Annotated in this window: 16 protein-coding genes; 7 read left to right on the top strand and 9 right to left on the bottom strand. The window is 63.2% G+C overall.

Translation table 11 applies throughout. The annotated features are described in order from the left end of the window. Positions 1-80: 80 nt before the first annotated feature. Positions 81-962: an NAD(P)H-binding protein gene (locus BMI01S_RS28990; protein WP_028212221.1), complete on the top strand. Its 882-nt coding sequence runs from the start codon at positions 81-83 to the stop codon at positions 960-962. A 41-nt stretch (positions 963-1,003) separates the two neighbouring features. Beyond that, positions 1,004-1,720, top strand: coding sequence for an SDR family oxidoreductase (locus BMI01S_RS28995; protein ID WP_028212220.1), 717 nt, complete (start codon positions 1,004-1,006; stop codon positions 1,718-1,720). Between the two features lie 56 nt (positions 1,721-1,776). Here the strand turns inward: BMI01S_RS28995 and BMI01S_RS29000 are convergent, their stop codons facing one another. Next, the gene (locus BMI01S_RS29000; RefSeq protein ID WP_028232179.1) at positions 1,777-2,427 is read right to left on the bottom strand and encodes a glutathione S-transferase family protein; all 651 of its coding nucleotides are present in this window, start codon (positions 2,425-2,427) and stop codon (positions 1,777-1,779) included. A 337-nt stretch (positions 2,428-2,764) separates the two neighbouring features. Here BMI01S_RS29000 and BMI01S_RS29010 point away from each other — a divergent pair, with 337 nt between their 5' ends. Continuing rightward, positions 2,765-4,126: a polyhydroxyalkanoate depolymerase gene (locus tag BMI01S_RS29010; RefSeq protein WP_028212218.1), complete on the top strand. Its 1,362-nt coding sequence runs from the start codon at positions 2,765-2,767 to the stop codon at positions 4,124-4,126. A gap of 36 nt (positions 4,127-4,162) precedes the next feature. Here BMI01S_RS29010 and BMI01S_RS29015 read toward each other — a convergent pair whose 3' ends face one another. Continuing rightward, complete coding sequence (locus tag BMI01S_RS29015; RefSeq protein WP_028212217.1) at positions 4,163-4,609, bottom strand: SET domain-containing protein; 447 nt, start codon at positions 4,607-4,609, stop codon at positions 4,163-4,165. A gap of 236 nt (positions 4,610-4,845) precedes the next feature. Here BMI01S_RS29015 and BMI01S_RS29020 point away from each other — a divergent pair, with 236 nt between their 5' ends. Continuing rightward, on the top strand, positions 4,846-5,301 hold the full coding sequence (locus tag BMI01S_RS29020; protein ID WP_028212216.1) for a MarR family winged helix-turn-helix transcriptional regulator: 456 nt from the start codon (positions 4,846-4,848) through the stop codon (positions 5,299-5,301). Between the two features lie 305 nt (positions 5,302-5,606). Next, positions 5,607-5,798 carry a hypothetical protein gene (locus BMI01S_RS29025; RefSeq protein ID WP_036046253.1) on the top strand — a complete coding sequence of 64 codons (192 nt, stop codon included), beginning with the start codon at positions 5,607-5,609 and terminating at the stop codon, positions 5,796-5,798. A gap of 101 nt (positions 5,799-5,899) precedes the next feature. Here BMI01S_RS29025 and bktB read toward each other — a convergent pair whose 3' ends face one another. Further along, entirely contained in the window at positions 5,900-7,090 is a 1,191-nt protein-coding gene (gene bktB / locus BMI01S_RS29030) for a beta-ketothiolase BktB (RefSeq protein WP_028232182.1), read from the bottom strand. A 444-nt stretch (positions 7,091-7,534) separates the two neighbouring features. Between bktB and BMI01S_RS29035 the strand changes: the two genes are divergently transcribed. Next, positions 7,535-7,816 (top strand): hypothetical protein, encoded by a 282-nt coding sequence (locus tag BMI01S_RS29035; protein ID WP_169745492.1) that lies wholly within the window; start codon positions 7,535-7,537, stop codon positions 7,814-7,816. 52 nt (positions 7,817-7,868) lie between these two features. On the opposite strand, the gene BMI01S_RS29040 is transcribed toward BMI01S_RS29035, so the two are convergent. The 6 genes from BMI01S_RS29040 to BMI01S_RS29065 form a co-directional block, all read right to left on the bottom strand. Beyond that, positions 7,869-8,291, bottom strand: a complete 423-nt coding sequence (locus tag BMI01S_RS29040) for a VOC family protein (RefSeq protein ID WP_028212213.1) — start codon at positions 8,289-8,291, stop codon at positions 7,869-7,871. Beyond that, positions 8,288-8,713: a helix-turn-helix transcriptional regulator gene (locus BMI01S_RS29045; RefSeq protein ID WP_244145435.1), complete on the bottom strand. Its 426-nt coding sequence runs from the start codon at positions 8,711-8,713 to the stop codon at positions 8,288-8,290. Before BMI01S_RS29045 ends, BMI01S_RS29040 begins: the two co-directional genes overlap by 4 nt. Before the next feature lie 214 nt (positions 8,714-8,927). Further along, entirely contained in the window at positions 8,928-9,695 is a 768-nt protein-coding gene (locus BMI01S_RS29050) for an ABC transporter ATP-binding protein (protein WP_028232185.1), read from the bottom strand. A 34-nt stretch (positions 9,696-9,729) separates the two neighbouring features. Further along, a complete protein-coding gene (locus BMI01S_RS29055) occupies positions 9,730-10,443 on the bottom strand; it encodes an ABC transporter permease (RefSeq protein ID WP_028212210.1) in 714 nt (237 codons plus the stop codon). Continuing rightward, positions 10,440-11,129: an ABC transporter permease gene (locus tag BMI01S_RS29060; RefSeq protein WP_028212209.1), complete on the bottom strand. Its 690-nt coding sequence runs from the start codon at positions 11,127-11,129 to the stop codon at positions 10,440-10,442. Before BMI01S_RS29060 ends, BMI01S_RS29055 begins: the two co-directional genes overlap by 4 nt. A gap of 41 nt (positions 11,130-11,170) precedes the next feature. Continuing rightward, on the bottom strand, positions 11,171-11,929 hold the full coding sequence (locus BMI01S_RS29065; protein ID WP_028212208.1) for an ABC transporter substrate-binding protein: 759 nt from the start codon (positions 11,927-11,929) through the stop codon (positions 11,171-11,173). Between the two features lie 283 nt (positions 11,930-12,212). Between BMI01S_RS29065 and BMI01S_RS29070 the strand changes: the two genes are divergently transcribed. Continuing rightward, the coding region (locus tag BMI01S_RS29070; RefSeq protein ID WP_042291418.1) for an aromatic amino acid lyase at positions 12,213-12,990 on the top strand (778 nt) is incomplete at its 3' end.

Consider the following 12,990-nt stretch of genomic DNA (forward strand, 5'->3'; position numbering starts at 1 on the left):
AAGAGGCATCAGAGAAAAACGGGGATGTCGTTTGCCGCACTCGCTGCGAGTGCGCCAACTCACGAAATGGAGGATGCATCATGCAACAGCGTAAATTCCTGATTACCGGCGCAACGGGCAAAACCGGCGTGCACGTGGTCGACAATTTGCTCGAGGCCGGACATGCCGTGCGCGCGATGGTCCACAAGGAAGACGCACGCAGCGCGGCGCTGCGTGCCGCCGGCGCCGAAGTGGTCGTGGGCGATCTGCTCGATCACGACGACCTGATTCGCGCCACGGCGGGCGTGTCCGGCGCTTACCTCTGTTATCCCGTGCGGCCCGGGTTCATTCAGGGCACCGCCTACTTTGCCGACGCCGCGCGCCGCGCCGGTCTCGAAGTCGTCGTGGAAATGTCGCAAATCTCCGCCCGCGAAGATGCGAAGAGCCACGCGGCGCGCGATCACTGGATCGCCGAGCGCGTGCTCGATTGGTCAGGCGTGCCGACCATTCATATTCGCCCGACCTTTTTTTCCGAATGGCTGATCTTCCCGTGGGTGCTCGACACCATCGTCAAGGAAGGGCAGATTACCTTGCCTTATGGCGCGGGGCGCCACGCGCCGATTGCCGCGGAAGACCAGGCACGCTTTATTGCGCACATGCTCACGCAACCGTCCGGCCATCTCGGCAAGACCTACGAACTTTGTGGCCCGGTCGAACTCGACCATCACGGCATTGCCGACGAAATCGGCAAGGTCATCGACCGCAAGATCGTCTATCGCCCGGGCACGCTCGAAGAATATCGCGCACACTTGCAAAAGTACGATCTCCCCGAGTTCGCGATTCAGCACTTCATCGAGGTTGCCGTCGATTACCAGAACGGCGTGTTCAAGGGCACCGACAACGTCATCGAGCAGATCACGGGAAAGGCGCCGCAAACGGTTGAAGCTTTCGTGCGTGCCAATCGTGAGCTTTTCCAGGCCTGATTCGAACGATCATCGTGCAGTATCCATTCAGGAGATTCGAAATGAAGATCAAGGATTCCATCGTATTCGTAACAGGCGCGAGTCGCGGGCTCGGTCTGGCATTTGCGCGCGAGGCGCTCGCGCGCGGAGCCGCAAAGGTCTATGCGGGCGTGCGCAATCCGGAGCGCTTTAGCGAGCCCGGCATCGTGCCCGTCAAGCTCGACGTGACGGATCCTGCCTCGGTCACGGCGGCCGCGAAAATCGCATCGGATGTGACCGTGCTCGTGAACAACGCGGGGATTGCGGAAGTCAGCGAGTCGCCGTTTGCGCAAGACGTGGAAGACCAGGCGCGCCGCATCTTCGAAACGAATTTTTATGGGGTCGTCCGCACGACCCGCGCGTTCGAGGCATCGCTGCCCTCCAATGGCAACGGCGGCATCATCAACGTGCTTTCCGATGTTACGTGGCGCCCCGTGCCGTTCCTTGCGCCGTATTCGGCGTCGAAGGCCGCGGCCTGGAGTTATACCAACAACGCGCGGCTTCAGCTCAGGGAGCGCAAGATCGGTGTGGTCGGCGTGCACGTCGGTTTCGTGGATACGGATCTCACCAAGGGCTTCGACGTGCCGAAAGCCGATCCCGTCGATGTCGTTCGTCAGGCCTATGACGCCCTCGAAGCGGGCGAAAGCGAAGTGCTGGCCGATGACGGCAGCCGCGACCTGAAGCAGTCGCTCTCGGCTGCGGTGCCGGGTTACATCGACCCTTCGGTTTTGCAGGCATAGCTCGGCCTGCTGCAAAACGTCACGATTTGCGCGGCACTGGGCCATCGCTGACTCGCTCAGAATTCCATATCGAGCTCGTCGATGTCCTCGGTTTCCGATTGAGCGGCCTCGATCCATTCGGCGACATAGGGCTGCTTGAGCACACGCATGCAGTACTCGCCGATATCGGCATCGAGCGGCACATCGTAGGTCAGGAGTCGCGTGACGACGGGGGCGTACATCGCGTCGGCCGCGCCGATCTCGCCGAAGAGCCAGGGGCCGCCGTAGCGCTGGAGGCAGTCGCGCCAGATCGTGAGAACGCGCTCGATGTCGTCATGCGCGCGCGACCAGATCCGGAAATTCGGGAAATGGCCGCGCAGGTTCATCGGCAGCGCCGAGCGCAGCGCGCTGAAGCCCGAGTGCATTTCGCCGCAAACCGAGCGGCAGTGCGCACGCGCCTTGCGATCCTCCGGAAGGAGCCGCGCCTGCGGGCGGATCTCGTTGAGGTATTCGCAGATCGCGAGCGTGTCCCAGATCTCGATGCCGTCGTGTCTCAGGCAGGGCACGAGTATCGAAGGCGAGAGCAGCAGAAGCTCGGCGCGCGCGGCGGCGTCGTCGACGGGGACGGTGACCGCTTCGAATTCCAGTCCCGCAAGTTTCGCGAGCAGCCAGCCTCGCATGGACCACGAAGAATAGTTTCGACTGCTGATCGTCAAGGTGGTGTTCATCTGAACTCGTCCGGTTCAAACGGCGGCTTCCTGTGCGCGAGAATTCGCCACGGCGCCCATGCATCGCGCATGCGCGCCGCGCACGCCGCGCGGGCGTGCTGCACCACGAACGACGCCGTTGCACTGTTTTGCTGCACGCGGCGGCGTGATTTGCGCTTGCACGCACCGCGAGCCCCCGAGCGCCAGGCGCGTAGATGGCGCGCCGTGCACACACGACTCGGCGTGGCTCTTGCCGGAGCCACGCGGTGCAAGCACCGTGCCATGGAATGCGCTCTGGAGCGCTCGCTGGCATATGTATTGCCTATTGAGCGTTCACCGAAATCGGGGACTCGCGCCCATGAATCTGCTTGCCTATCCGGCCTACCAGGCGATGGCGGACCTGGCGCTTCCGCTTCGTGCCGCCGCAACGCTCGTACGCACCACGCTCGCCGCATGGCCTGCTCTCGCGGGCGGACTCGACGCGCGCGATCTCGACGCGAGTTGGGAAATGCTCGAAATAGCCGGCTTGACGCATTCGCGCCCGCCCTTCGGCATCGAGTCGGTGCAAGTGGACGGCAAACCGGTGCCGGTTACCGAAGAGGTCGTAAGGCGCACCCCGTTCGCCACGCTCCTGCGCTTTCGCAAGGACGCGCCCGCCGCGCAACCGCGCGTGCTGCTCGTCGCGCCGATGTCGGGGCACTTCGCCACCTTGCTGCGCGGGACCGTGCGCACGATGCTGGCCGATCACGACGTCTACATCACCGACTGGCACAATCCGCGCGATGTGCCGCTGGCGGCCGGGCGCTTCGGCTTCGACGAATATGTCGAGCACGTGATGGCGTTCCTCCGCGCGGTCGGGCCCGATTCGCACCTGATGGCGATCTGCCAGCCCACGGTCGCCGCACTGGCGGCCGTTTCGCTGATGGCCGCCGACAACGATCCGGCGCAGCCCGCGAGCATGACGCTCATGGCCGGCCCAATCGATTGCCGCGTGAATCCCACCGCGGTCAACACGCTGGCAAACAGCAAGCCAATCGAATGGTTCGAGCGCAATCTCATCAGCACGGTGCCTGGCGGCTTTGCGGGCGCGCATCGGCGCGTGTATCCCGGGTTCGTTCAGCTAGGCGCGTTCATGTCGATGAATTTCGAGCGGCATCTGGCCTCGTTTGCCGAGATGCGCCGGGAGCGCGCCAAGGGCGACGCCACCAAAGCCGATGCAATCCGCGCCTTCTACCGCGAGTATTTCGCCACGACCGACCTCACCGCCGAGTTCTACCTGGAAACGGTGCGCTCTGTGTTTCAGGAATACGCGCTGCCGCTGGGCAAGCTCAAGGTGGGCGATCGCCTCGTCGAGCCGCATGCGATCCGGCGCACGGCGCTGCTGACGATCGAAGGCGAGAAGGACGATATCTGTGCGATCGGGCAGACGGTCGCCGCGCAGGCGCTGTGCACGGGCCTGCGGCCGTACATGAAGACGCATCACGTGCAAACGGGCGTGGGGCACTACGGTGTGTTCAACGGCCGGCGCTGGGATACGCAGATCTATCCGCTCGTTCGATCCACGATTCACGATCATGAGCCGCGAGCGCGGCGCTTTGCCATGACGGCGGCTTCAGGGGGCACCGGTCAAGTCACGCTGCGCGCGTTGCTCGAAGCGGACACGCAGGCGACAGCGGCGATTTCGACGGCCGCGCAAGTGCAATCCAAAGAAGGACGATGACCGGACCGGCCCCCGCAGCCAGGTTCGGAGCCGACCTCAGACGTGAGCGCTGCCGAGCATCGTTCCGCGGCACGCTGGCGATCCGCAGCGGCAAACGTATTCGCGCAGGGTGTCTTCGCACGTATCCTCGGGCAATTCGAGGGCGTAGTCGATGAAAAGCTCCTCGCCCGGCAAGATGTCGCGGCACGCGTCGATGAATACATGTCCGTCGATTTCGACGGTTTCACAGTTCGCCTGGCATGCGTGATTGAGCCAGCGCGCCCAGTTGCCGCCCTGGCCGCCGTCGATCACCCGGCCATCGGAAAGACCAAAGAGAAAAGTATGCGCGCCGTCTTCGCGCAGCCGATAACGCCGCGCCGCACTGCGCCAGGTGATGACTTTCCCTTTGTATTCGAAGATGCGCTCGCCGGCCCGCAGGGGGCGCAATGCATAGACACCTTTGCCGTGCACCGGCGACTGCCGGACAGTCATTCGTTTGCTCATGGCCATGCTCGCGCGTTGAACGCGTGAAGTATAAGCGGCCGCGATGAAAGCAAGTAACTAAATTGCCTGTGTGCGATGGCGCCGGCGATTGGGCATTCACCGCGTGCTTGCACGGCATGAAAGCGTGCGCGACAGCACAGCCTCGACTGCTCTACAGTTGACCTCGCGGCCGGGATCAGGGCAACATACGCGGGTTTACCGAGTGGGCTTCCGGATCCAATTTTTTGAGCGGACATATGGCAAGTACGAATGAGCCAGGCGCAGACGCCTCATTGACCTACCGGCTGAAGGCATTGACCAAGATTGCCGATCGCATGAGCAGCGAGTTGTCGCGCGAAAAGCTCGGCGTGCCGTATCCCGAGGCGAGCATCATCGCGGCGATCGGCACGTTCGGCCCGCAGACCGTCATGGATATCTCCCGGCGTGCCAATCTCGACAAGAGCCAGGCGAGCCGCACGGTCGAGGCCATGCTGACCAAGGAGATCCTCGCGCGCGCGGGCAACGACAAGGACGGGCGCAGCGTCATCATTTCGCTCACGGCCGAGGGCAAGAAGATCTTCAAGAAGGTCGGCCCGACGCTGGAGAAGCGCGACAGCGACCTCTACCAGGGACTCAACGAGGCGGAGCGCGTCGCGCTGCGCTTTCTGCTCGACAAGATCCTCGCCTCCCACGGCTGGGACGCCGGGGCCTGATCTCCTCCTTGCGACATGCCGGGCCGTTGGAGCCGTCGTGCCCGCTTCGCTTCGCGTGCGTTGCTGGCAGGCACGCGAGCAGTCATTGAATTGTCATCAAATTGCCGACGTGAAGCGCAATGCCGTCTCGCGGCGCATTGGGTGTTAACGCGCAGTGGCGCATACGCCTAAAACAATGGCATTTGAAGCGAAAAGCGCTTCAACGGATTGCCGTATCGTTCGCTCACATCGAAAAGGATGCCGGACGCGCTGCGTGAAGTCACAGCGGCCGTGCGGATCAATATTCTCTTTGGAGCACGATCGCAATGAAACACATCATCATGGAGAGCCCCGAGGCGGGCGCCGAGGGCAGCGTGGCGGGGACCGAGCCGCGCAGCGGTGCGGACGTGGCAAGCCGCAGTGCCGCACCGCAGTCGCCGTCGAACTGGGCGTGGGCGAGCGCGACCGGCCAGTACGACTGGATGGACAACTACGCGCCTTTTGTCACGCTCGACTAGCAAGTGACGCGCACTAGCAGCACGAGCGCGGTGGCCCATATCGCAAGAAGCGCCGCCTTCCGATGGAAGGCGGCGCGCAAAAGTAGAACGCCAGGAGAACGTCAGGCCTCGATGTTCTCGAAGATGGCGGCAATGCCTTGCCCGCCGCCGATGCACATCGTGACGAGCGCGTAACGGCCGCCCGTGCGCTTCAGTTCATAAAGCGCCTTGACGGTGATGAGCGCGCCCGTCGCGCCGATCGGATGACCGAGCGAGATGCCCGAGCCATTGGGATTCACCTTCGCTGGATCGAGCTGCAGTTCCTGACTCACGGCGCAGGCCTGAGCGGCGAAGGCCTCGTTCGCCTCGATGACATCGATGTCGCTGATGCGCAGACCGGCGCGTTCGAGCGCGAGACGAGTGGCAGGCACGGGGCCGATGCCCATGTAGCGCGGATCGACCCCCGCGTGCGCATACGCGACGAGCCGCGCCATTGGTTTGATGCCATGGCGCGCGGCGGTTTGCCGCTCCATCATCAGCACGGCGGCAGCGGCGTCGTTGATGCCCGACGCATTGCCGGCCGTGACGGTGCCGTTCTCCTTCCTGAAGACCGGGCGCATGGCGGCCAGGTCAGCGAGGTCGATGTCCGTACGAACATGCTCGTCGGTATCGAACACCACTTCCTTGCCTTTTACCTTGCGCGTGACCGGCAGGATCTGCTCCTTGAAGCGGCCCTCGGCAATCGCGCGCGCCGCCCGGCGATGCGACTCGACGGCGAGTGCGTCCTGCTGCTCGCGCGTGATGCCGAATTTCTCCGCGACGTTTTCGGCGGTGACGCCCATCGGCACGGTGTCGAACGGATCGTTCAGCGCGCCGAGCATCATGTCGACCAGACGGCTGTCGCCCATGCGCGAGCCAAAGCGCGCATCCATGGAGAGATACGGGGCGCGGCTCATGTTCTCGGCGCCGGCGCCGATGGCGACTTCGGCGTCGCCCAGCAAAATGGTCTGGGCCGCGGACACGATCGCCTGGAGCCCCGAGCCGCACAGGCGATTGACGTTGAAGGCGGGCGTGGACTGCGCCACCCCGCCCTGGATCGCGGCTACGCGGGAGAGATAGAGGTCCCTGGGTTCGGTCGGGATCACATTGCCGAAGACCACGTGGCCGACCTGGTCGCCCGCCACCCCGGCGCGCGCGAGCACCTCGCGCACCACCAGCGTGCCGAGTTCGGTTGTGGGCAAGTCCTTCAGGCTACCGCCAAATTTGCCAATAGCGGTGCGCACACCGCTCACTACGACGACTTCGCGTTCCAATTTCAATCGCTCCGTAAAAAGATGGGTGAGTGGGTCATCCGCTGTGCCGTAAAGGTAATATATCAACCAGATGGCGATGGCCACGCGGTTGGTTTGCTGTTGCCTGAGGAGCCTGAAAGAAGGGGCAAATCATCAGAGAAAAAGCCGGTCGGCACGGCGTCATGCAACACAGATTATGCAGCAGTTAGCGCGCTGTGTCTCCCTCTGCAAAAGATGATAAGTAAACTAATCTGTCAATGATCTGCGCGGGAATTCACTCAATTAAACGATGATTGGCGACAAGATGACGCCGACGACCCGAAGGCGTCGCATATATAGTTGATTTGTCATTCAACGCAATCGACGGTGACAAGTCGGCGCCGTACAGGAGGCAGTATGTTAAAGAACGCTAGCGAAGCGTATCCGGATCTGGCGGGCGATCTGACTCGCGTCCAAACCTCGCGCGTGACGCAGGCGCTATTCATCAAGGACAGGTTGGGCGGCCAGCTACTGGTGATCACCCGGCAGGGCGAGCCACAAGCCGTGTTTCCGGCGACCGACCGCAATATCGAAGTGATTTTGTGCGCGGGCTTGCGCATTCACGAATACGTCATGATCGACGGTGAAATCGACTATCAGGAAATTGCCGAAAGTCGAGACCATTTCAGAGACGCTGCAGAGTGCATCACCTTCGGAGCCGCGGATATCCGTGCGGCGGGCTGCCTGCTTGCCGGCGCGCACGGGTGACGGCGCGGCGGCTCGCGCGCCCGGGCAGGCGCGCGGTAGGTCGCGGTAGGTATTAGTTCTCTCGTCCCTGCTTCGGCGCCTGGATCATCTTCCAGCCGTTGCCCGCGGGATCGCGAAAACCGGCGTCGATACTGCCGTAGCGGTCGACCGGTTCCTGTGTGAATTCCACGCCGAGCTTTTTCAACCGCTCGAAACTGGCCCTGCAGTCCGCCACACAGAGCACGAGGGGCGGCATCGCGCCCTTGGCCACCATGGCGCGCAGCGTTCGTGCGGTGGCGTCGTCGTGCACGGGCGGCCCCGGCACGAACAGGCCGAGCTGAAACGATGGCTGTTCCGGATGCTGGACCGTGAGCCAGCGGTACGCGCCGTTGCGCACGTCCGTATGCACCCGGAATCCGAGTTTGTCGACGTAAAACCGCAGCGCTTCGTCCTGATCGTCGACGTACAGGCCCACCACGTTGATCCCCTGGTTCATGTCGCCTCCTTGATAGATGGCCGCACTGTAGCTTTGGCCGCGCGCCGGCGCTTCTCCAAAACTGCTGTGGTGAGATCGGGGCGCTGCGCCGCCTTCAGCACGCAGGCCGGTATGCGGTCGAGCTCGCGCAGGCTCGCCCTGGCCTCGATGCGCATGGCGCTGGGGCTCATGCCGGTGATGTCGCGGAAGGTGCGGCCGAACGTGCCGAGGCTCTCCCAGCCGGTGGCGAAGGCGATTTCGGTGATATCCAGCGCGGTGTCGCGCAGCAGGGTGGCCGCCTGCTCGATGCGCCTCGTGAGCAGATAGCGATGCGGAGGGAGACCGAAGGCGCGCTTGAAGGAGCGCGCGAAATGGGCTTCGGAAACGCCGCTGACTTCCGCGAGGCGCTTGACGGGCCAGGCCTCATGGGAGGCGGCGTCCATGCGGTCCTTCGCGCGCAGCAGGCGGCGCAGGAGGGCGGGGTCCTGCAAGGCATCGGCGGTGGCCAGTTCGCGGCGCGTGTTGTCGACCGCGAATGTGCCGCATTTGAGGGCGGCGCAAGATGGCATGCAGGCGTCTGAAGTGGGCGGCATGCCGGTAGTTTAGGCCCAACGGCGCCAGCGCCACGCGAGCGTGCGCTGGCGCGAGCGAGGCGCCTTACTTCAAGCGCCCCGCGAGGAACTGCTGCAACCGCTCGCTGCGCGGCGCGTTGAGCACTTCCTTGGGATCGCCTTGCTCCTCGATCTTCCCCTTGTGCAGGAATACGACATGATTGGAAACGTTGCGCGCGAAACCCATTTCGTGCGTGACGACGATCATCGTGCGGCCTTCCTCCGCCAGCTTTTGCATGACCTTGAGCACTTCGCCCACGAGTTCGGGGTCGAGCGCGGACGTGGGTTCGTCGAAGAGCATCACTTCGGGCTCCATGGCCAGCGCGCGCGCGATCGCCACGCGCTGCTGCTGGCCGCCGGAGAGATGCGACGGGTACTTGTGCTCGACGCCCGCCGCGAGCCCCACCTTGTCCAGGTACTTGCGCGCGCGGGCCTCGGCTTCTGTGCGGCTCAGGCCCAGCACACTCACGGGCGCTTCGATGATGTTCTCGAGCACGGTCATGTGCGCCCAAAGATTGAAATGCTGAAAAACCATCGAAAGGCGCGTGCGCATCTTCTGCAACTGCTTCGGGTCGCTCACGCGCAGCGCGCCGGCACGATCGGCGCGGGTGCGGATTTCCTCGCCGTTGAGCGTAATGCGTCCCGAGCACGGCGACTCGAGGAAGTTGATGCAACGCAGGAATGTGCTTTTCCCCGAGCCGCTCGACCCGATCAGGCTGATCACGTCGCCAGCCTTCGCCTTGAGCGATACGCCCTTCAATACCTCGTTCTCGCCGAACTTCTTGTGCAGGTCGTCGACAATCAGCTTGTACATACTCGATTCACTCCATCAGGACTGCGTGAAATTCTTAGTGGCCTTGCGGCTTCAAATAAGCCAGCATGCGCGTCTCCACGCGCCGGAAGGCCCAGATCAGGGCGAAGACGATGGACGCATAGAGCGCCGCTGCAATGCCATAGGCCTGGAACGTCATATAGGTGGCGGAGTTCGCGTCGCGCGCCACCTTCAGGATATCGGGCACGGTTGCCGTGAACGCGAGCGTCGTGGCGTGCAGCATGAGGATGACCTCGTTGCTGTACGAGGGCAGCGCGCGCCGCAACGCGGAGGGCAGGATGATGCGCGTATACACCTTGGTCTTCGACATGCCGTAGGCCTGCGCCGCTTCGATTTCGCCGTAGGATGTTTCGCGAATCGCACCAGCGAAGATCTCGGTGGCGTAAGCGCACTCGTTCAACGCAAACGCGAGCAGCGTGCAATTCATGGCACTGCGAAAGAAGTCGCCCAGCACTGCGTTGTAGTGAACGAAGTGCAGGCTGTAAATGCCCGTATAAATGAGCAGAAGCTGCACATAGAGCGGTGTGCCCCTGAACACATAGGTGTAGACCCAGACCGGCCGCGAAAGCCACGGATTGCGCGACGCGCGCGCAATCGCGAGCGGCACGGCGAGCACGAAACCCGCCACGATCGAAACGACCAGCAGCCAGAGCGTGATGGCGAGCCCGCTAATGTTGAAGCCGTCGCTATACAGAAAGTTCGGCCAGTATTGACGAAGCAGTTCGATCACAGCGCTGCCCTCCGCACACCGGTCGAGTAGCGCTTTTCGAGCCGGTGCAATGCCAGGTTGGAAACCGTGGTGATGGCGAGATAGATCGCGCCGGTCACGAGTGTGAAAAAGAAGAACGACTGGGTGGCCTTGCCCGCGTCCTGTGCGGCCTTCACCACGTCGGCGAGCCCGATGATCGAGACCAGCGCCGTGGCCTTCACGAGCACCTGCCAGTTGTTGCCGATGCCCGGCAGCGCGAAGCGCATCATCTGTGGGAACAGGATGCGCCTGAACACGCGCGTGGAGCTCATGCCGTAGGCGAAGCCCGCTTCGATCTGGCCGCGCGGCACGGCGAGAAACGCGCCGCGGAAGGTCTCCGTGAAGTACGCGCCGTAGATGAAGCCGAGCGTGATGACGCCGGCCACGAACGGATCGATGTCGATCTGGTCCATGCCCATCATGTCGGTCGCGTCGTTGAGCCAGATCTGGATGCTGTAGAACAGCAGCAGCATGAGCACGAGGTCGGGTACCGCGCGAATGAGCGTGGTGTACATCGTGCCGATGCGCGAGAGCGCGCGATTGGGCGAAAGCTTCGCCGCGGCGCCTGCGAGCCCCAGCACGAATGCCGCGCCGAGCGAGAGCACGGCGAGCTTGATGGTTTCCCACGTGCCCGCGAGGAGCAGCGGGCCAAAGCCTTGAAAGTCCATGAAAGGATGACCTCCGTTAATGCAGATGCAGACAGCGGTGCCTAGCCGCCGTAGACGTCGAAATCGAAATACTTCGACTCGATTTTCTTGTATGTGCCGTCCTCGATCATCTCGGCGATCGTCTTGTCGATCTTCGCCTTGAGGTCGGCGTCTTCCTTGCGCAGGCCGATCGCGGCGGCGCCCGTGGGGATCGCCTGACCGGCAAACGCAAAGCCCGCGCCGCGCGGCGTCTTCAGGAAGCCGAGACTGGCCTGCACTTCGTCTTGCAGCGCGGCGTCGAGGCGTCCCGACTGCAGGTCCAGGTAAACCTGATCCTGGTTCTGGTAGGCAATGACGTTGACCCCCTTCGGTGCCCAGTTCTGCTTTGCGTAGGTTTCCTGAATAGAGCCTTGCTCGACGCCCACCGTCTTGCCTTGCAGCGACGCGATGGTCGGCTGCAGCGGCGAACCCTGCTTCGCGACGAGACGCGTAGGCGTATTGAAAAGCTTGGTCGAAAAGGCGATTTGCTGCTCGCGCTGCGGGGTGATGGTGAGCGCGGAGAGCGCGCCGTCGAACTTCTTGGCCTTGAGGCCCGGAATCATGCCGTCGAAATCCTGCTCGACCCACACGCATTTAGCGTTCAGGCGTCGGCAGATTTCGTTGCCGAGGTCGATGTCGAAACCGACCAGCTTGCCATCGGTCGCCTTCGATTCGAACGGCGCATAGCTCGCGTCGGTGCCGAAGCGGATCGTGGCCCAGTCTTTCGCGTACGCGCCACCGGCGGCAAGGGCGAGGGCGACACACAAGGCAAGTTTCTTCATGAAGTCTCCAGTAAGAATGAGGGGCGCCCATGCGGGACACGCGCCTGTGTCCGTTCGTGTACGGCGGCTCGGTACTACAAGTTGTCTATACAATTATCGATACGTCGCAAAGGCCGGCAATCGGTGTTAGTACCTGGTGAAACAACCCGCTCCAGCTGAAATCTGTCGTAAACCGGGCATTGCGAAGGGGAGATACGGGTAAACCTGAAGTAAATTGAACTTGTATAGACAAGCTCGTTTCTGTAATCTGCTCTCACCTTGTCCAGACAACTTTGAGACTGCGATGAACATCAAACTGACCCCCGGCCATCTGACCCTCCCGCAACTGCGCCAGATCGCGCGTTCCGCCGAAAACGGCGGTGTGAAGCTCGAACTCGATCCGGCGAGCTTCGCGGCCATCGATGCGGGCGCGCGCGCCGTTGCGGAAATCACGGCGAAGGGCGAGCCCGCGTACGGCATCAACACCGGGTTCGGTCGTCTAGCCAGCACGCATATCCCGCGCGACCAGCTCGAACTCCTGCAGCGCAATCTCGTGCTCTCGCATGCCGTGGGCGTGGGCGAGCCGATGGAGCGTCCGGTCGTGCGTCTCTTGATGGCGCTGAAGCTGTCGAGTCTCGGCCGCGGTCATTCGGGCATTCGCCGCGAAGTGATGGATGCGCTCATCACGCTCTTCAACGCCGACGTGCTGCCTGTGATTCCGGTGAAGGGTTCGGTGGGCGCCTCGGGTGACCTCGCGCCGCTCGCGCATATGTCGTGCGTGTTGCTCGGTGTAGGCGATGTATTCGCGAAGGGCGAGCGCATGAGCGCGGTCGAGGGTTTGCGTCTCGTCGGCCTCAAGCCGCTCGCGCTCCAGGCGAAGGAAGGTCTCGCGCTGCTCAACGGCACGCAGGCCTCCACGGCGCTCGCGCTCTACAACCTGTTCGCGATCGAAGACCTGTACCGTACGGCGCTCGTCTCGGGCGCGCTGAGCGTCGACGCGGCAGCGGGCTCGGTGAAGCCGTTCGACGCGCGCATCCACGAACTGCGCGGCCATCGCGGCCAGATCGAGGCGGCTGCTGCAT

It is taken from the genome of Paraburkholderia mimosarum LMG 23256 = NBRC 106338 (genome assembly GCF_000739815.1).
Lineage (GTDB): Bacteria > Pseudomonadota > Gammaproteobacteria > Burkholderiales > Burkholderiaceae > Paraburkholderia > Paraburkholderia mimosarum.